General features: G+C 59.0%; 17 protein-coding genes. 11 read left to right on the forward strand and 6 right to left on the reverse strand.

What is annotated here, in order from left to right; all coding sequences use genetic code 11:
* Positions 1-2: 2 nt before the first annotated feature.
* On the forward strand, positions 3-2,111 hold the full coding sequence (gene malQ / locus GTU79_RS02095; protein WP_203522999.1) for a 4-alpha-glucanotransferase: 2,109 nt from the start codon (positions 3-5) through the stop codon (positions 2,109-2,111).
* 61 nt (positions 2,112-2,172) lie between these two features.
* Here the strand turns inward: malQ and nfuA are convergent, their stop codons facing one another.
* Together nfuA and gntX are read right to left on the reverse strand one after the other, a co-directional pair.
* Positions 2,173-2,748 (reverse strand): Fe-S biogenesis protein NfuA, encoded by a 576-nt coding sequence (gene nfuA / locus GTU79_RS02100; RefSeq protein WP_132923741.1) that lies wholly within the window; start codon positions 2,746-2,748, stop codon positions 2,173-2,175.
* A 59-nt stretch (positions 2,749-2,807) separates the two neighbouring features.
* A complete protein-coding gene (gene gntX / locus GTU79_RS02105; RefSeq protein ID WP_203522998.1) occupies positions 2,808-3,494 on the reverse strand; it encodes a DNA utilization protein GntX in 687 nt (228 codons plus the stop codon).
* 47 nt (positions 3,495-3,541) lie between these two features.
* On the opposite strand from gntX, the gene bioH reads away from it, so the two are divergent.
* The 10 genes from bioH (at position 3,542) to mdcH (ending at position 12,662) form a co-directional block, all read left to right on the forward strand.
* Positions 3,542-4,309 carry a pimeloyl-ACP methyl ester esterase BioH gene (gene bioH, locus GTU79_RS02110; RefSeq protein ID WP_203522997.1) on the forward strand — a complete coding sequence of 256 codons (768 nt, stop codon included), beginning with the start codon at positions 3,542-3,544 and terminating at the stop codon, positions 4,307-4,309.
* Positions 4,310-4,531: 222 nt separating this feature from the next.
* Entirely contained in the window at positions 4,532-4,801 is a 270-nt protein-coding gene (locus GTU79_RS02115) for a YdgH/BhsA/McbA-like domain containing protein (RefSeq protein ID WP_132923738.1), read from the forward strand.
* Between the two features lie 343 nt (positions 4,802-5,144).
* Positions 5,145-6,806, forward strand: coding sequence for a malonate decarboxylase subunit alpha (gene mdcA, locus GTU79_RS02120; protein WP_132923737.1), 1,662 nt, complete (start codon positions 5,145-5,147; stop codon positions 6,804-6,806).
* Positions 6,806-7,657 (forward strand): triphosphoribosyl-dephospho-CoA synthase, encoded by an 852-nt coding sequence (locus GTU79_RS02125; protein ID WP_203522996.1) that lies wholly within the window; start codon positions 6,806-6,808, stop codon positions 7,655-7,657. The genes mdcA and GTU79_RS02125 overlap by 1 nt, the downstream gene beginning before the upstream one ends.
* Before the next feature lie 25 nt (positions 7,658-7,682).
* Positions 7,683-7,982 (forward strand): malonate decarboxylase subunit delta, encoded by a 300-nt coding sequence (locus GTU79_RS02130; RefSeq protein WP_132923735.1) that lies wholly within the window; start codon positions 7,683-7,685, stop codon positions 7,980-7,982.
* The gene (locus tag GTU79_RS02135) at positions 7,975-8,811 is read left to right on the forward strand and encodes a biotin-independent malonate decarboxylase subunit beta (RefSeq protein ID WP_203522995.1); all 837 of its coding nucleotides are present in this window, start codon (positions 7,975-7,977) and stop codon (positions 8,809-8,811) included. The genes GTU79_RS02130 and GTU79_RS02135 overlap by 8 nt, the downstream gene beginning before the upstream one ends.
* A complete protein-coding gene (mdcE, locus tag GTU79_RS02140) occupies positions 8,808-9,614 on the forward strand; it encodes a biotin-independent malonate decarboxylase subunit gamma (protein WP_203522994.1) in 807 nt (268 codons plus the stop codon). The genes GTU79_RS02135 and mdcE overlap by 4 nt, the downstream gene beginning before the upstream one ends.
* A 429-nt stretch (positions 9,615-10,043) precedes the next feature.
* Positions 10,044-11,003 carry an AEC family transporter gene (locus GTU79_RS02145; RefSeq protein WP_203522993.1) on the forward strand — a complete coding sequence of 320 codons (960 nt, stop codon included), beginning with the start codon at positions 10,044-10,046 and terminating at the stop codon, positions 11,001-11,003.
* A 14-nt stretch (positions 11,004-11,017) separates the two neighbouring features.
* Positions 11,018-11,671: a malonate decarboxylase holo-ACP synthase gene (locus GTU79_RS02150; protein ID WP_203522992.1), complete on the forward strand. Its 654-nt coding sequence runs from the start codon at positions 11,018-11,020 to the stop codon at positions 11,669-11,671.
* 61 nt (positions 11,672-11,732) lie between these two features.
* A complete protein-coding gene (mdcH, locus tag GTU79_RS02155; RefSeq protein ID WP_203522991.1) occupies positions 11,733-12,662 on the forward strand; it encodes a malonate decarboxylase subunit epsilon in 930 nt (309 codons plus the stop codon).
* Here mdcH and GTU79_RS02160 read toward each other — a convergent pair.
* The 4 genes from GTU79_RS02160 to feoB all read right to left on the reverse strand — a co-directional run bounded on the left by GTU79_RS02160 (position 12,628) and on the right by feoB (position 18,136).
* Entirely contained in the window at positions 12,628-13,602 is a 975-nt protein-coding gene (locus GTU79_RS02160; RefSeq protein WP_203522990.1) for a LysR family transcriptional regulator, read from the reverse strand. The genes mdcH and GTU79_RS02160 overlap by 35 nt on opposite strands.
* A gap of 42 nt (positions 13,603-13,644) precedes the next feature.
* Positions 13,645-15,327: an alpha-amylase family glycosyl hydrolase gene (locus GTU79_RS02165; RefSeq protein ID WP_132927903.1), complete on the reverse strand. Its 1,683-nt coding sequence runs from the start codon at positions 15,325-15,327 to the stop codon at positions 13,645-13,647.
* A gap of 245 nt (positions 15,328-15,572) precedes the next feature.
* Positions 15,573-15,809 (reverse strand): FeoC-like transcriptional regulator, encoded by a 237-nt coding sequence (locus tag GTU79_RS02170; RefSeq protein WP_203522988.1) that lies wholly within the window; start codon positions 15,807-15,809, stop codon positions 15,573-15,575.
* 2 nt (positions 15,810-15,811) lie between these two features.
* On the reverse strand, positions 15,812-18,136 hold the full coding sequence (gene feoB / locus GTU79_RS02175; protein WP_203522987.1) for a Fe(2+) transporter permease subunit FeoB: 2,325 nt from the start codon (positions 18,134-18,136) through the stop codon (positions 15,812-15,814).
* Positions 18,137-18,161: the final 25 nt, after the last annotated feature.

The following is an 18,161-nucleotide window of genomic DNA, read 5'->3' on the forward strand; positions in this document are numbered from 1 at the left end:
CGATGGATCCCAAGGTATTGGATCAGGCCGCCGAGCGGGCGGGGATTATTCCGGAATATATTGACGCCTGGGGACAGCGCAAAGTAATCAGCACCGAGACCAAACGGCAATTGCTTAACGCCATGGCCGGTGTTACCGACGATCTCGCCCTGGCGGCGCCGCTGCCGCCGGTATGGGTAGTCAGGGAAGGGGAAAGCGCCGTGCTGTCGGTGGCGTTAAGCGAACCGGCGGATTGGGTATTAACCGAGGAAACCGGCCGGCAGCATGCAGGCTACCTCAGCGGCGGCCGGTTAGCGTTGCCTGCCGGGCTGCCGGCCGGTTATCACCGTCTCGCCCTGCGCAGGGAACTGCGCCACTGGAGCTGCCAGGTGATTGTCGCGCCGCCCCGTTGTTATGAGCCGGCGGCGTTGCTGGCGGGCCATAAGCTTTGGGGCGCCACCATCCAGCTTTACACCCTGCGTTCGCAGCGGAATTGGGGAGTGGGGGATTTTGGCGATCTGGCGCTGATGATTGAGGGCACAGCGAAAAACGGCGGCGCCTTTGTCGGCCTTAACCCCATCCATGCGCTGTATCCCGCGTTGCCGGGCTGGGCCAGTCCCTACAGTCCCTCTTCCCGGCGCTGGCTGAATATTATTTATATCGATGTGGGCGCACTGGATGATTTCCAGCAAAGCTCCGCTGCGCAGCAATGGTGGTGTCTGCCGGAAACCCAGGGGACCTTGTCCGCGCTGCGTGACGGCGATCTGGTCGACTATGCCGGGGTGATGGCGTTAAAACTCAGTGGATTAACCCTTGCCTTTCGGCACTTCATCACCCGCGGCCCGGAAGACCCGCAGCGTCGTTCATTCGAGGCGTTTGTCAGGGAGGGCGGCGAAAGCCTGCGGTTTCAGTCGACGTTTGATGCGCTGCATCGCCATCTTACCCTGGCGGGCCATCCGACGGAGGGCTGGCAGCAATGGCCGGAGCCCTTCCGCCAGGTTGACAGTGACGAAGTGCGCGAGTTCCGTCTAAAGCATCACCAGGACATCCGGTTTTTCAGCTATCTGCAATGGCTGGCGGCGCGGCAGTTTGATGACTGTTTCCAGCTCAGCCGCCGCTTGAATATGCCTATCGGATTGTATCGCGATTTGGCGGTTGGCGTCAGCGCCGGGGGGATGGAAACCTGGAGCGATCGCACGCTTTATCGCCTCGAGGTGTCCGTCGGTGCGCCGCCGGACCGGCTCGGTCCCCAAGGGCAGAATTGGAGCCTGCCGCCGCAGGATCCCAATGTGCTTTTCGCTCGCGCTTATGAACCCTTTATCACCATGCTGCGCGCCAATATGCGCCACTGCGGCGCACTGCGCATTGATCATGTGATGTCTCTGCTGCGATTGTGGTGGGTCCCGCTGGCGGGTAGCCCGCAGCAAGGGGCCTATGTCCGTTATCCGGTGGATGATTTACTGGCGGTATTGGCTCTGGAAAGCCATCGGCAGCAGTGCATGGTTATCGGTGAGGATTTGGGCACCGTTCCCCAGGAGATCACCGCCAAATTGCAGGCCGCGGGCATCTATTCATATAAGGTGCTGTTTTTCGAGCGCAAAGATCCCGCGCAATACCGGGCTCCCGATGAATATGTCCCGCAGGCCATGGCTACCCTGACCACCCATGATTTAGCCACCCTGCGGGGATTCTGGCAACTGGAGGATTTGCGGCTGGGCAACAGGCTGCATCTATACGCCGACGACGCAATCTATCAGCGCCTGCTGGCGGACCGGCAAAAAGCCCGGCAGGCATTGCTTGATGCCCTGCATGCGTGGAAATGCGTACCGGCCAAATTAGGCAAGAATGCCGAGCGAGTGGTCATGTCGCCGATTCTGAACCGGGGAGCCCATCGTTATCTGGCGCTCAGCCAATCGGCTTTGCTGGGGCTGCAGCCGGAGGACTGGCTGGATATGGCGCTGCCGGTTAATGTGCCGGGCACCACCGATCAATATCCCAACTGGCGGCGAAAACTGGTGCGCGAGGTGGCTGAAATCTTCGACGATCAGGGCATTACCAGGCTATTGCGGGAAGTGGGCCGGCTACGCAATAAAAGCGCCGACAGCCAGAATTCTTCGCCACGGCCCGAATGACGGGCCGAGTAAAAAGCCAACACGCCTGCAGCCTGGAAAATGAACGGTAGCGGCGGGCGCCTTAATAATAGGAGTGCTCGCCGCGCTGGTGTTCGGTTAAATCGCGAACCCCTTTCAATTCAGGGAATTTTTCCAGCAATTCCTTTTCAATGCCTTCCTTGAGGGTGTAATCCACCATCGAACAGCCGTTGCAGCCGCCGCCGAATTGCAGGATGGCCAGATTATCATCGGTGATTTCCATCAGCGTCACCTGGCCGCCGTGGCCGGCCAACTGCGGGTTGATCTGCGATTGCAGGACATATTCAACCCGTTCAATCAACGGCGCGTCATCGGAAACTTTGCGCATTTTTGCATTGGGCGCTTTCAGCGTTAACTGCGATCCTAACTTATCCGTTACAAAATCGATTTCCGCATCCTGCAAATAGGGGGCGCTAAGCTGATCGACATAAGCGGTGATTTTATCGAACGGCAGCACCGTATCAGTGGCTTCCACCGCGTCGGGAGGACAATAGGAGACGCCGCATTCCGCATTCGGGGTGCCGGGATTGATGACGAATACGCGAATTTGGGTGCCAGCTTCCTGATTGGCCAGTAATTTAGCAAAGTGTTCCTGGGCAGCATCGGTAATCCGGATCATGACATTCACTCAATAGTTGACTAATCTAGTCAGATATAATAACTCCATTAACCCGCCGACTACAAGGTACGGCAGATACACCACACCTGAACGGCTTTAGCCCGCCGGGACAGCAGCAGGCGGGTCAATTCCTCCACCGTACTGCCGGTGGTGACCACATCGTCCACCAATGCCACGGTTTTCCCCGCCACATCGATGCAGCAATCGAACGCCCCGCGCAAATTCCGGCGCCGGGCGCCGGCGTGCAGCGTTTGCTGCGGCGGCGCGGCGCGGATTCGCACCAGAGCATCGGCACGGTAATCCACCTCCAGCCAGCGGGACAGGGTATGTGCCAGCAGGTGGGTTTGATTATACCCTCTGCGCCAGTGCCGGTAAGCATGCAAAGGAACATTAAGTATAAGCTCGGGCCGGAAAACCTGTTGTTCCCGATGTGCTTCCTGCCAGCGCAGCAGCAGCAGCCGGGCGAGGACCCGCGCCAGGCCGATGCCGCCGTGATATTTTAGCCTTTTTATCAACTGGCTGAGGGGGGGTTGATAATCGGTGACATACAATAGGATTTCCCAGGGCGGTGCTTTCAGGAGACAACGCCCGCAGGGGCGGCCGGCGTTCCCGGCCGGCAGGCCGCAGCGGGGACAGCACCGGTCCCTGGCGTCCAGCAGCCGGACGGCGCAGCATCGGCAGATACCCTGATGGCTGAACCAAAGCGGTTGCCGGCATAGCCAACACAGGGCGCCAATGGTTAACATAAGCCGTTTTCCTTAACCCATATCTTCAACAAAAGAGACTATAACCGATGACGCCACTCTATTGGCATACCACCGGCAGCGGAACGACTGAACTTGTGCTGCTCCATGGCTGGGGTTTGAATTCCCAGGTATGGTCTTACATTGTGCCGCGGCTTACGCCGCATTTTCGGGTCCATCTGGTGGACTTGCCGGGATATGGCCGCAGCCAGGGCTTCGGGACCATGACGCTCGAACAAATGGCTCAAACGGTGGCGGAACGGGCGCCGGAACACGCCTGGTGGCTGGGCTGGTCGTTGGGGGGACTGGTGGCGAGCCAGGTGGCGTTAACCCTGCCGCAGCGGGTGGACGGGTTGGTCACCGTGGCCTCATCGCCCCGTTTCAGCGCCACCGACGGCTGGCCCGGCATCAAGCCGGACGTCCTGGTGGGTTTCGAACAGCAATTGGCCGAAGATTTTCATAAGACGGTGGAGCACTTCCTGGCGCTGCAAACCCTGGGAACGGAAACGGCCCGGCAGGATACCCGCCGTTTGAAACAGGTGGTACTGGCGCAGCCCCTGCCGTCGGTGGACGTATTGACCGGCGGCTTGGATATTCTGCGCACCGCGGATCTGCGGCAGGCTATGGCGGCCCTGGATATGCCATTTTTACGTCTGTACGGTAGCCTTGACGGGCTGGTGCCGCGCAAGGTAGCGGCGCTTCTGGACCCGTTATGGCCCCAAAGCAGCAGCTACCTGTTTGAGAAAGCCGCCCACGCCCCGTTTGTTTCTCATCCCGATCTGTTTTGCCAGCAGCTCATCAAATATATCCGACCATGATGGGGCAGCGCCGCCGTAACCTTCCCGCGCAAAATAATGCCTGACATTTTACCGTCCCCTGCGGCGGTAAAAGAGTTCCTGACCGGCCGTGAAATGCTTATTAAGCAATTTATCCCATAATCATTAAGTGCGAGGCGGTTATACCCTAAATAATTCGAGAGGGGATCGTTCAATTCTTTGTTTCCCCTGTTAGCGACTCATTTTAATTGAGAGGTGGTCTATATGAAAAAATTAATTTTATTCGCCATGACGCTTTGCGGTATTGTGTTTTCACTGAATGCGCTGGCGGCGCAAGAAATTACCGCTCAGGAAGCCGTAGAAAAAGGCTATAAGAGAATAGGCACGATTCATACCACCGCCAAGGCGACGTCTCCCATGGATGCCAAGGCCATCCTGTCGCAACGGGCGGATGAAAAAGGCGGTAATTATTATGTGATTATCGCCGGTCGCGAACACGGCAGATTCAGCGCCACCGCCGAGGTCTATGAATAATTCCGGCCAGCGCCGGGCGCAATAAAATAAAGCGCCGAATCTTTTAAGCCGGTGCGGGTTCTGCTTTGCACCGTGATTTTCTTTGCGGCCAAAAGCGTTTTGGCCGCGATAAACAAATCCGGCAACAAAAAACCGCCATACCGGCCCTTCATTACCTTAAGGCTAACGATCGGTCGCCGGGGTTAATTGATGACCGCCGCCGCCGCGCCCTAAACTCCCTTATCGTTTATACCCGTCATCTTTCAAGCTGCGGCTGTGTTGGCCGCCTTGCCGCAACCCGAAATCTGTTGGGTATTTTACCGCTGTTCGTAAAAAAACAGTCAATGTACCGAGGAGCTTTATCATGCCGCTTCATCAAGCATCCGCCAAAGTCTGGGATTCGCGGCGTACGGAAAAAAAACGCCGACTCGACAATCTTCGTGCCGTCGCCGACGGAAAAGTACTGCCCACCGATAAAATGACCGCTATTCTCGAGACTATTCTGGCCCCCGGAGATCGGGTGGTATTAGAAGGCAACAACCAGAAACAGGCCGATTTTCTTTCCCGCATGCTGGCTAAGGTCAATCCGGAAAAAATCCACGATTTGCATATGATCATGCCCAGCGTCAGCCGGTCCGAGCACCTTGACCTGTTCGAAAAAGGCATTGCCCGTAAGCTGGATTTCGCATTTTCCGGCCCGCAGAGCCTGCGTATATCCCAATTGCTGGAAGACGGGCTGATGGAAATCGGCGCCATCCATACCTACATTGAGCTGTACGCCCGCCTGTTTGTGGATTTGGTGCCCAATATCGCCCTGATTGCCGGTTTCAAGGCCGACCGCAAGGGCAATCTTTACACCGGTCCCAGCACCGAAGATACCCCGGCGCTGGTGGAAGCCACGGCGTTCAAAGACGGCATCGTTATCGCCCAGGTCAATGAGCTGGTGGATGATGAAAACGACCTGCCGCGAGTGGATATCCCCGGCTCATGGGTGGATTTTGTGGTGGTGGCGGATAAGCCTTTCTTTATCGAGCCGCTGTTTACCCGCGATCCCCGCTTGATTAAACCGGTGCACGTGTTAATGGCCATGATGGCGATTAAAGGCATCTACGCTAAACATCAGGTGCAGTCGCTGAATCACGGCATCGGATTCAATACCGCCGCCATCGAGCTGCTGTTGCCCACCTATGGCGAACAGCTGGGCCTGAAAGGCAAAATCTGCCGTCACTGGACGCTCAATCCCCATCCTACCCTGATCCCCGCCATTGAAAGCGGCTGGGTGGAAACCGTGCACTGCTTTGGCGGTGAACTGGGGATGGAAGACTATATCGCCGCCCGCCCGGACGTGTTCTTTACCGGCGCTGACGGCTCGATGCGCTCCAACCGCGCCTTCTGTCAATTGGCCGGTCAATATGCGGTGGACATGTTTATCGGTTCTACCCTGCAAATCGACGGTCTGGCCAACTCCTCCACCGTGACCCGCGGACGGCTGTCCGGTTTCGGCGGCGCGCCGAATATGGGGCACGATCCCCATGGCCGCCGGCATCCCACGCCCGCCTGGCTGGACATGATCGAAGAGCCGGATCCGATGCAGCGCGGTAAAAAGCTGGTGGTACAGATGGTGGAAACCTATCAGGCCGGAGCCAAACCGTCTTTCGTGGAAAAGCTGGAAGCGGTTGAAGTGGGCCAGGGCGCGGGTATGCCATTGGCGCCGGTAATGATTTACGGCGATGACGTGACCCATGTGCTCACCGAGGAAGGCATCGCTTATCTCTACCGGGCGCGTTCCATGGAAGAACGCCGGGCGATGGTGGCCGCCGTGGCGGGTATCACCGATATCGGCCTGGGAGTGGATGCCGCCAGGGTGGCGGATTTGCGCCGCCGGGAACTGGTGGTTTATCCCGAAGATATGGGCATCAAACGAGCCGACGCCAGCCGTTCCATGCTGGCCGCCGGCAGTATCGCCGATTTGGTTGAATGGTCGGGCGGGCTCTACCAGCCGCCGGCTAAATTCCGGAGCTGGTAATGAAAGCCCTTACGGCAGTCCCGGCATATGACGTTGAAGCGCAGGCTGACCGACTCTCCGCCCTGGCGGTGCGGGCGCTGATTGAAGAGGCCCGCCTGAGCCCTAAACCGGGACTGGTGGACAGCCGCGGCGCCGGGGCGCATCGGGATCTCAGTCTGGATCTCATGGAGCGCTCCGCCCTCAGCCTGCAGCCGACGTTTTACCGCCTGGCCTTGCACAGCTGGCTGCGGCCGGCCGACGGGGCGCTGCGCCAGGAAATCGGCCGTTTAGGCCGTGAAGGCGAGCAGCAGATGATGGCGGCTACCGACGGCGTTAATACCCATCGCGGCGCGATTTGGGCCCTGGGACTGCTGGTCAGCGCCAGCGCCATGCTGGGCGGTCGCGGCAGCGTGGCATTCATCGCCGCCGCCGCCGCGCAGCTGGCGTCGCTGCCGGATCCCTTCAGCCCCAAGAACTTTAGCAAGGGGCAGCGGGCGGTACAGCGCTACCGGGTGCCGGGGGCGCGGGATGAGGCCGTTGAAGGCTTTCCCCATGTGGTAAGCCGCGCATTGCCGCAATTACACCGCAGCCGCCGGCAGGGTGCCGGCGAATCCCAGGCCCGGCTGGATGCGTTAATGGCCATTATGTGCACGCTGACGGATACCTGCGTACTTAACCGTGGCGGTATGCCGGCGCTGAACGCCATGCACCGGGGCGCCTTGGCGGTCCTGGCCGCGGGGGGGGCCGCCACCCCCGCGGGGCGCGATGCCCTGGCCGAACTGGAGCGCCGTATGCTGCAAGACAACGCCTCGCCGGGCGGCGCGGCGGATCTGTTGGCGGCGACGATTTTCCTCGATTGGGTTAGCGCCTGATCATTTACATCATCATGAGGATGCTATGGAACGAATCGAATTGCATTTTCCCGCCGGTGAGGCATTGCCCGCACAGGCATTGGCCGGCGTAGTGGGTTCCGGCGATCTGGAGGTGCTTTATCAGCCCTCCGCGGATAAATCACTGCAGGTCACGGTGACCTCGTCGGTGGATGGCGGCCGGCAGCGCTGGCAACACCTGTTTGAACGGGTCGGCGCCGCCCATGCCCTGCCGGCGGGACGACTGGAGATCAATGATTTCGGCGCCACGCCCGGCGTTGCCCGTCTGCGGATCGAACAGGTTTTCGAGGAGGCCGAACATGTCTGAACGAACCAGTTTTATTGAATTAAGCGCCCGGCAGCGGGCCCGCGCCATGCTGGACGAAGGCAGCTTTCGTGAACTGCTGGGGCCGTTTGAACACATTGTTTCCCCCTGGCTCGAACCCCAGGGCATCGTGCCCCAGTCCGACGACGGTATGGTGGTGGCGAAAGGGACTTTGGACGGCAAGCCCACAGTGGTGGTGGCCATCGAGGGCGCCTTCCAGGGCGGCAGCATGGGGGAAGTCTCCGGCGCCAAGATGGCGGCGGCCCTGGAGCTTGCGGCGGAAGACCACCGCCGGGGTATTAACACCCAGGCGGTACTGATGCTTGAAACCGGCGGCGTGCGTTTGCAAGAGGCCAATCTCGGCCTGGCCGCCATCGCCGATATTCACGCCGCCATTGTGGATTTGCGCCGTTACACCCCGGTTATCGGGGTTGTGGCGGGCACGGTGGGCTGTTTCGGCGGGATGTCCATCGCCGCGGCCCTGTGCAGTCGCCTGATCGTGACCCGTGAGGCGCGTTTGGGCCTCAATGGTCCGCAGGTGATTGAACAGGAAGCGGGCCTGGAGGAGTACGACTCGCGGGATCGTCCGTTCATCTGGCGGATGACCGGCGGCGAAGTGCGCTACCAGGCCGGTTTTGTCGACGCCCTGGTGAAGGATTCGCTGGCGGAGGTCAGACAGACCACGGTGGATTTCCTGCGCCAAGGCGTACCGGCGCGGCTGCGCACCGACGACTATCGCCTGTATCTGTCCAAACTCAATGAATTCGACACCCGCCAGCAAGTGGAAAAAGAACAGACACTGGCGCTGTTTAGCCGGGAGGATCGCTCATGAATACCACCTACCTAAGTCGGGGAGATTATTGGTTTTCCCTGCTCACCACCGGCGCGACACCGCGCCATGGACAATGCGCCTCGGTAAAAGCGGCCGACGGAGAGCTTAACGACCAGCCGGCGCGCTATATCGCCGTGGTGCCCGATGCCGGTAATCATTACCCGCGCGCGGCGCTGGGGGAAGTCGGCCTGCTGGAAGGCTGGACGCTGGATGAAGTGGTCAGCGAGGTCATTGCCCTGGATAAAGATAACGCCGTTAAACGCGCCATCGTGGCCGTGGTGGATGTACCGAGCCAGGCCTATGGCCGCCGGGAAGAAGCCTTCGGCATCCACCAGTCATTGGCGGGAGCGGCCTCGGCCTATGCCCAAGCCCGGCTGGCGGGTCATCCGGTTATTGCTCTTATCGTCGGTAAAGCCATGTCCGGCGCTTTTTTGGCCCACGGTTACCAGGCCAATCAACTGATTGCCTTCAACGACCCGGCGGTCATGGTCCATGCCATGGGTAAGGAATCCGCCGCCCGTATCACCCTGCGCTCGGTGTCGGCGCTGGAAAAACTGGCGAAAACCATTCCGCCCATGGCCTATGACATCGAAAACTACGCCACCCTCGGTCTGCTGGCGCAATTACTCGACATCGCCAACCCGGACCAGGCCGGCGATGGGGACGTGCAGCGGGTGCGCGCCGCACTGACGGAAGCCTTGGCGAAAGCCCGTAAGCAAGGCAGTAGCCTGGCCAATCGGTTAACCGCCGAGAACCGCTACAGCTCGCTGCTGGTGAGGGAACGCATGCGTCAGGAGTGGTAACAAATATCCAGCCCAGGCCTTCAACACCTGCCGTCACCGGGAAATGGTCTCTTCAGCAACGGTCTACAGACTGCAGACAAACGTACTCGGCATCAGAAAGGCGGGACAGGCTGCTAGAAGAGTAAACCGTCCGCGCCAGGGACCAATACGCCGGGAGCGTATTGGAACAACGCCGCTAGGCGTTGGCCCGAAGGGCGGCAACCAGGGAGGGTAGCCGTAATCGCGCGGATCGAGCCTACAGGGACGTATTCACGGCGTGTTTACGAGCTGGCAGCCTGTCCCGACCGGGCACCTTGTCAACAAGCTCGGACTATTGCCCAAAGGGTGATAGCCGGACCGGTTTTATGCTGTTTTCCGGCTCACGAACAACAAAAATGCCATCGCGGCCGGGCCAAAAACATTATTTTTCATTATTGAACGGATGGTTATATGACTTATATTATTTTGCACGCTCTGGCGCCGATATTCGTGATCATGCTGCTGGGCTATTATGCCGGCAAAGCCAAAATGGTGGTGAACTCCAATGTTTCGCTGCTGAATGTGTTTGTGATGGACTTTGCGCTGCCCGCCGCGCTGTTCAGCGCCACGGTGCAAACCCCTTGGAAAGGGATAATCAGCCAGTCGCCGCTGATCCTGCTGCTGGTTTTATCCATGTGGATAGCCTATGCCGCGCTCTATTTCATCTGCACGCTGGGATTTAAAAAATCCCCCCAGGATGCGGCGGTGTTAACCCTGACGGTGGCGCTGCCGAACTATGCCGCCCTGGGCCTGCCGATTCTCGGCAGCGTGCTGGGGGAAAGCTCGGCCACCTCGCTGTCGGTGGCGGTGTCCATCGCCTGCGGTTCGGTATTGATGACGCCGTTCTGCCTGCTGATCCTCGAACGTGAAAAAGCCCGCGCCAGCGGGGAAAGCCATGGGTCCACCCTGATGCTGCTGCCGCTATTGATGTGGCGTTCGGTGAAAAAACCCATCGTCTGGGGCCCGTTGCTCGGGGTATTGCTGTCGGCCTGCGGAGTGAAGATGCCGGAAATCGTATTGGCTTCCATCAAGCCCCTGGGGCTCTCCGCCACCGCCTCGGCGCTGTTTCTCACCGGCGTTATCCTCTCGGCCCGTAAGCTGAAAATCAATGCGCCGGTACTGCTGTCCTGCCTGACTAAAAACATCATCCAGCCCTTTATAACCATAGGCCTGTTGTATGCTTTCGGGATTACCGGGCCGGTGGCCGTCACCGCGGTATTGATGATTGCCCTGTCGGCGGGTTTCTTCGGTATCGTGTTCGGTAACCGTTTCGGCGTGCAGTCGCCGGATGCGGAGGCCACGCTGTTGATAAGCTCCATACTCTGTATCATCACGTTGCCGTTGTTTATTACGCTCAGCGCCGGACTGTAGCCGGAGGAGTCGTTATGCGTCCGCCAGCACCGCACGATTTGTTATGGATTGATGATGGCCGCCGGCTGCACTGGCGGCCATCGCCGCCGTCCTGGGTCGCCGCCCAATGGTCGCCGTTATTGCCGTTGGTGGTACGACGTGACGGCAGCTTGCCGGCCTCTATTCCGGTGGGGATTCGCGGCACGCAACGTTCCCTGCGGGCCGCGGCCTGGGTCAATGCCGATGCCGTTACCCGCACGGCCACGCCGGAAGCGCTGGTGGGGCAATTGGCCCGCAGCGACCTCGGGGCCAACGAGGCGCTGCCGGTGATGCAGGCATTGCGCCAAATGGCGGCGGCGGATTGGCCCTGGCCCTGGGGCGTCACCGGCAGCTGCGGTTATATGCTGGCCACCGGCTTGCCGGTGTGCCGCGCCGAAAGCGATCTGGATCTGCTGATCCGCAGCTCGCGGCCGCCGCAGCCGCGAGATTTCGCCCCCTTGATGGCGTTCATACCCGCCTTGCCCTGCCGGGTGGATATTCAACTGGAAACGCCTCTGGGGGGCTGCGCGCTGACGGAATGGCTGCGGGGCGGCAAAGTCATGGTTAAGACCGCCGATGGCCCGATACGGGTAACCAACCCCTGGGCGAATGAGGAACAGGGCGATTGCGGCGTCGCGGACCATCATTAATCGCGCGGTCTGTCGGACGCGAGGGCAGGTTTTCCACCGTTTTACCATACCGGAGGGTTCGGTGAAAATTTTACTGACGTTTCCCGGCCAGGGGCCGCAGGTCCCCGGCATGCTGCATCACCTGCCCGATAACGATGAAACCCGTGGCCTGCTGGAGCGGGCCACGGCGATTCTCGGCGAGCCGGTGCTGGATTGGGATAGCGCAGAAGCGCTGCAATCCACCCGCGCCGTGCAGGTATGCCTCTATATCGCCGGGGTGGTCTATGCCCGGCAGGTACGGCAGGCCGGCATCCGGGCCGATTTCGTCAGCGGCCTGTCCATCGGCGCGTTTCCGGCGGCGGTGAGCGCCGGCGCGCTGGGCTTCGACGATGGCTTACGGCTGGTGGCGCTGCGGGGCGAATTGATGGAGCGGGCTTATCCCGACGGTTACGGACTGTCGGCCGTCACCGGCCTGTTGCAACGGCCGCTGGAACAGATTATCGCCCAGGTGCATCGGCCGGATAACCCGGTTTACCTGGCTAATCTGAATGCCGAGGATCAGTTCGTGATTGCCGGTAGCGAGCGGGCCATGGCACAGGTTTGCGTTCTGGCGCGGGAGCAGGGGGCGGGGCGCACCCAACGTCTGGCGGTGGCGGTGCCGTCCCATTGTGAACTGTTGCGGCAGCCGGCGACGGCACTGGCGGCCGCCATGGCGAAGGTCAGCCTGCGGCGTCCGGATATCGCTTATCTTAGCGGCAGCACCGGGCGGGTACTGTGGCAACCGGAGCGTATCGCCGACGATCTGGCGATGAACATGGCGCGGCCGGTACATTGGCAGGACGCCATGGTGAGCGCCTATGAACGGGATGTCCGCCTGGCGATTGAGATGCCGCCGGGGGCGGTGCTCACCGGCCTGACCAAACGCGTGATGGAACAGGGAGAGGCCATCGCCCTCGGCCAACATCCCCTGGAATTGATTATAGCCCTGGCCGGCCGCTTGTCTCGGCGATGAGGGACGGGGCCGCCTGTGCTTCGCTAGTCCGGCGGCCGAGGGCATACATCCTGCCTTCCGCCAGCAGGGCCAGTAAATCCGGGTCGTGCTCGCGGTTGCGGGCAAAGACCAGGGCGATGGTTTGCCGCATTTGGTATGGCGCCGCCAGCGGCAGCATGCGAAAGGCGGGATCGTGGATTTTTTTCATCCGCCCCGGCAGCAGAGTGCAGCCGACGCCGGCCTGCACTAGATTTACCATGGAGAAGATGTCGTTAACGCGGGTGACGATGTGCGGTTCAAAGCCGGCGATATGAAAGGCTTCCTGGAAGCCGTGATAGGTGGCGAATCCTTCGGTGAGGGAGACGAACTTTTCGTCTTTGAAATCCCGCAGATCCGCCGGACCGTTAACGATATGCGCGGCGGAGGCGGGTACGGCCAAAAAAATATCGTCATTGAATAACGGCAGGGTTTCAAAACGCGCCGGGTCTATTTGGGTATCGCTGACCGACAGCAGGATGGCATCCAACTGCTGGTCCTCAAGACGCAGCAGCAGATCCTGATTCGACCCCATCTGTAATTCCAGCTCAAGGTTCGGCCGGCGCAGTTTTAATCCCATGATCAATCGCGGTACGGTATCAAGGGTGAGAGAATAGAGCGTGCCGAGTTTTAGCCGGCCCTGCCCGACCCCGCCGCTTTTGCGGGTTTCCTCAATGCCCCGTTTCATCAGATCCACCACCTCGCGGGCATATTCCGCCAGGGTTTCGGCCGCCGGTATGGGTGAAAGATTACGCCCCTGGTGGATAAACAGCGGGCAGCGGACGCTCTCTTCAAGGGTATGCAACGCGCGGTGAACGCTCACCGTGCTTAACCCCAACAGGTCGGCGGTACGGCTGATATTGCGCTTGTCCATGAAAGCCAGGAAGATTTCCAGCTTCCGAAAGGTGATATCGTTATCAATCATAAAATTGCTTATATCCCGGAGATCTGGAGCCGGTGAGTCCGGTTAGGGATTCGTCAGCCAGAAAAACTGATAAGGTTCCAGACTAAACGCTATTCCGCCGGTTATCTCACGACACGTTATCACATCCCGGTAATGGCCGTCGGGCAAAGTGCAATTGATGGGTTTGATGCTCAGGTTGTACAGGCAAAGGATATTCTGGCGCGGATGACGCCGGTGAAAAGCAAACAGGGCATTATCCAGTTCCAGTATTTCCATGGCGGCATCCGGATGAAACGCCGGCTGTTGCCGCCGGGTTTGTATTAATCCGCTTAATTGATGAAATACCCGCGAGCGCAGCGAGGTTTCATCCTGCAGCGCCGCCTCGATGGCCTTCAGCGGATATTTTTCCCGGTTGACTGCCCGGTTGTAACCGGCCGCTTTTACCCCTTCATAATCGTTGCGCGAACCCAGTATGCTTTGGATGTAAACCGCGGGGACGCCGGGGAACGCCAGCAAAATGGCATGGGCCAGCATAAAGCGGCGCAGCCTGATATCATCCGTATCCTTGCGCCGGTTAAGGGCATCCATAAAGGTGACGTTGATTTCATAGGGGCTGGTGGTGCCGTCGGTATTTTGCTTGTAGGAAACCAGCGCCCCTTCCGATTCCAGATCCCGTACCAGGTTGTTGATTTCCAGCTCCGGCAGAATGCCCCGCAGTGGGTTCATGCCGATGCCGTCGTGGGATGCCAGGAAATTCAGGTACGTGGTATCCGTGCGTCCCGTTTCCATGGAGGACGCCCACTGCCGCAGGGCGCGGCTGCTGCCGTTGTGGATAGCGTGCAGCACCAGCGGCGGCAAGGGGAATTGATACACCATCTGGGCTTCGTCATGGCCGTTGCCGAAGTAGCTGATATTGTCTTTATGGGGGACGTTGGTTTCGGTGATAATCACGGTACCCGGCGCCACCTCATCGACGATGGCGCGAAACAATTTCACCAGCAGATGCGTCTTCGGCAGATGGATGCAACGTGTGCCGAGCTCTTTCCACAAATACCCCACCGCATCCAGCCGAATGTATTCCGCCCCTTGCGTCAAATAGTGCAGCAGCACCCCGATGATGTTGATCAGCACATGGGGATTGGCAAAATTCAGATCCACCTGATCGGCGCTGAAGGTGGTCCAGAGATATTTGGTTTGCTCGTCTTTAGTGGTAAAGGGCGTCAAGAGCGGCGAGGTGCGGGGACGAGTGACGGTGCTGAGATCGGTGGCGGGGGGCAGGGCGATAAAAAAATCTTCATAATCCGTGAGCTGCTCCCGATACCCCGCCAGCCATTTGCTGTGGGATGAAATATGATTACAGACAAAATCGAACATCAGGCGGGCGTACTCATTGAGTATGCTGATATGTTGCCAACTGCCGACGATGGGGTTTACCTGGTGATAGTCAATGACGGCAAAACCGTCATCGGAGGAGTAGGGATAAAAAGGCAACAGATGTATCAGGTTGAACGTCTCTTTCAGACGCTGTTGAAAAAAAGTGGTCAGGCTCACCAGCGTGGGCTGTTCCGCCTCCATAAACTGGTCCGCATAGGTAATCAGCACCACGTCCTTTTGGTCCCAATGGCTTTTGCGCGGCTGTTGCAGGGTCGATTTGGCAAAATTGATTTTACTTTTGATGGTATCCAACTGAGCCTGGGTCAATGACGAGGCATAAATCTCTTCAAGTAACTGGGTAATGGCTTCCATCATTGCACCTTGTTGATGTGACGACGTCCTGAAACAGCGTGACCTTGGCAAACAAGCCATGTTGTCAATGTAGCCATTAGAAATAAAAGCGCAAACCTTCTTATATATTCTGCATTGGCGGCAGCCGGTCCATTTCAGTCGCCAACGGCCATTAATAACCTTAATTACAATAGGTTATTACGACAGGATTTTATTCTGCTGCTTTTATCGGGCAGGAGATTTGCGGAGCAGTCCGATGGGAGGAGTTAACGTCCGGCAGTAACCAGTCGGTAAACCGGGGCACGGCATTGCCGTTTCTGCGGACAATGCTTGCAGCCGCCGGTAGGGGCGTCGGCAATACGCTCAACCTGTCCCATGCTTACCAGCTGTTCGAGCATGGCTTCGGTCATGGCGACGGAAAGGTTCAGCTGAGCGCTTAGCCGAGGGGTATCGGCCTGGCCCAGCAGCGCCAGGGCATCGCGTAATTGCAGCAGCTTGCCCACGGTTATTTCTCCGGTTGGCAGCAGCGGCCGGAAGCCGTAGCGTTCCGGGCGGGCCCGGGCCGGGCCAGTGACGGGGCAAAACGCTGCCTTAGCAGGTACAGTGACAAGATGAACAGCGCATTCGCCATCAATACCAGCAGGATGGCAAACGCGCTATCAGCCGGGTGGTCGGCAAAGGTTACCCCCTGGTAAAACAGCGTTGCCAATGAATAGGCCACGTTAATGCCCCAGAATACCGACAGGCTCATCCAGCCGCGATTGCTCTCGCGCGCGATGGCTCCCATCACTGAAACGCAGGGCACATACAGCAATACAAAGATAAGATAGCTGTAAGCGGCCACGGCGCCGCCGAATTTTTTGCTCATGATGCCCATTGACCCGCCGCTCATTTCGCCATCGCCCTTACTGGCTTCGATGGGGTTGGCAAGCACGCTCAGGCTCAGGGTGTCCAGCAGTTGTTGCCCGGTCAGCATCACTGCGTCGGCCAACTGGGCCAATAAATCATATTCATCCGCGTCGAATGGCGCCTCGACACGATTTTCCGCGGTATAAAGCTGATTCAAGGTGCCCACCACCACTTCCTTGGCCAATACGCCGCTTAACAACCCCACCGTGGCCTGCCAGTTATCCGGGGAAACCCCCATTGGCGCCAGCAGGGGGGTAATGGCCTTACCCACCGACGCCAGCGCTGAGGTGTTGATTGTCTCCGCCGCCGTGCCGCGCAGGGTAAAACTGCTCAGCATGCCGACAACAATACCGGCGGCGATAATCACTTTTCCCGCCCCCAGCAGAAACATTTTGAGCCGCTGCCAGGTCTGCGCCAACAGGCTTCGGATATGGGGAACATGGTATACCGGCAGTTCCATGATAAATGGCGTGGTCTCGCCGCGCAGAAGGGTGAGTTTGAGCATCAGGCCGGTCAATATCGCCACCACAATGCCCAGCAAATAGAGTGAAAACACTATCAGGGCGCCCTGCTGCCCGTAAAACGCCGCGGCGAACACCGCAAAAATGGCCAGGCGGGCGCCGCAGGACATAAAAGGCGCCATCATGATGGTCATCAGCCGTTCACGGTGGGCATCCAGGGTGCGGGCACCCATTACCGCCGGCACATTGCAGCCAAAACCCACTATCAGCGGTACGAAGGATTTGCCCGGCAGGCCAAGGGCCAGCATCATCCGATCCATGACGAACGCGGCGCGGGCCATATAGCCGGTTTCCTCGAGAAATGACAAAAACAGATACATCATGCCGATTTGCGGGATTAACGGCAGCAGCGTATTGATGCCGCAGCCGATGCCCTGCGCCAGCAGCCGGGTCAGCCAAAATGGAAAATGCAGGGTATGGCCCAGCCATTGAATGCCGTCGATAAACAACGCCGCCGAGCCCAGCTCAAAGAAGGGCTTGAAGGCTCCGCCGAGATTGATGGCCAAAAAAAACATCAGGTACATCACCAGGAAAAAAAACGGTATCCCAAGCCAGCGATTCAGCGCCAGCATGTCCAGGAGCTGGGTTGGCCGGCCGCCTTCGGCCTGCTGTCCGCCGCTCACCGACTCGCATATCCGGCCGATTTCGCGATAGCGCGCATCGGCGATAATCAGCGCCGGCTCGTCTCCAAGCGTCAGGCCCAGTTTGTCCCGGATGTTTTCCTGATATTGACGGGGAAGTCCTGCCCGGGCGCAGCAGTGGATATCGCCTTCCAATATTTGCAGCGCCAGCCAATGCCGTTGGTCGCGGGGGAGTATGGGGGGTAAACGGGGCACCAAAGCGTCCACGGCTTCGGTCAGCGTCGGTGGATAGATTACCGGCAGCGGGGGACAAAGATCGGCCGCGCCGCTAATGGCTCTTTTCAGGGCGTCAATGCCGTTGCCGCGGGTGGAAACCAGCGGCAACACCGGACACCCCAGCCGCCGCGACAGTGCCGGAATATCGATGTGAATGCGCTGCCCGCGCGCTATATCCAGCATGTTCAGCGCCAGGATACAGGGCATTCCCAGTTCAAGTATTTGCAAGGTCAGATAGAGATTGCGCTCCAGATTCGACGCGTCCACCACGTTAATCAGCAGGTCGGCTTCCCGGCCGAGTATAAAATGACAGGGAATCTGCTCATCCAGGGAGGTCTGCGCTGAAAGAGTGGTTAAAGAATAGGTGCCGGGCAGGTCAACCAGGGTAACATGCTGGCCGTTGGCGATAAATTCCCCTTCTTTTCGCTCCACCGTCACCCCGGCCCAATTGCCGACGCGCTGGCGTCTGCCGGTTAATTGATTAAACAACGTGGTTTTTCCGGCATTGGGATTACCGATCAGGCCGATGGTAAGCTGGTTCATATCCTTTGGAGCTTCCGTAGTAAGA

Source organism: Sodalis ligni (genome assembly GCF_016865525.2).
Lineage (GTDB): Bacteria > Pseudomonadota > Gammaproteobacteria > Enterobacterales > Enterobacteriaceae > Acerihabitans > Acerihabitans ligni.

Bases quoted from the DNA above. Each gene is read 5' to 3' on its own strand.
- malQ (WP_203522999.1), top strand. From the start codon at position 3: ATGGATCCCAAGGTATTGGATCAGGCCGCCGAGCGGGCGGGGATTATT.
- nfuA (WP_132923741.1), bottom strand. From the start codon at position 2,748: ATGATCCGGATTACCGATGCTGCCCAGGAACACTTTGCTAAATTACTG.
- gntX (WP_203522998.1), bottom strand. From the start codon at position 3,494: ATGTTAACCATTGGCGCCCTGTGTTGGCTATGCCGGCAACCGCTTTGG.
- bioH (WP_203522997.1), top strand. From the start codon at position 3,542: ATGACGCCACTCTATTGGCATACCACCGGCAGCGGAACGACTGAACTT.
- GTU79_RS02115 (WP_132923738.1), top strand. From the start codon at position 4,532: ATGAAAAAATTAATTTTATTCGCCATGACGCTTTGCGGTATTGTGTTT.
- mdcA (WP_132923737.1), top strand. From the start codon at position 5,145: ATGCCGCTTCATCAAGCATCCGCCAAAGTCTGGGATTCGCGGCGTACG.
- GTU79_RS02125 (WP_203522996.1), top strand. From the start codon at position 6,806: ATGAAAGCCCTTACGGCAGTCCCGGCATATGACGTTGAAGCGCAGGCT.
- GTU79_RS02130 (WP_132923735.1), top strand. From the start codon at position 7,683: ATGGAACGAATCGAATTGCATTTTCCCGCCGGTGAGGCATTGCCCGCA.
- GTU79_RS02135 (WP_203522995.1), top strand. From the start codon at position 7,975: ATGTCTGAACGAACCAGTTTTATTGAATTAAGCGCCCGGCAGCGGGCC.
- mdcE (WP_203522994.1), top strand. From the start codon at position 8,808: ATGAATACCACCTACCTAAGTCGGGGAGATTATTGGTTTTCCCTGCTC.
- GTU79_RS02145 (WP_203522993.1), top strand. From the start codon at position 10,044: ATGACTTATATTATTTTGCACGCTCTGGCGCCGATATTCGTGATCATG.
- GTU79_RS02150 (WP_203522992.1), top strand. From the start codon at position 11,018: ATGCGTCCGCCAGCACCGCACGATTTGTTATGGATTGATGATGGCCGC.
- GTU79_RS02160 (WP_203522990.1), bottom strand. From the start codon at position 13,602: ATGATTGATAACGATATCACCTTTCGGAAGCTGGAAATCTTCCTGGCT.
- GTU79_RS02165 (WP_132927903.1), bottom strand. From the start codon at position 15,327: ATGGAAGCCATTACCCAGTTACTTGAAGAGATTTATGCCTCGTCATTG.
- feoB (WP_203522987.1), bottom strand. From the start codon at position 18,136: ATGAACCAGCTTACCATCGGCCTGATCGGTAATCCCAATGCCGGAAAA.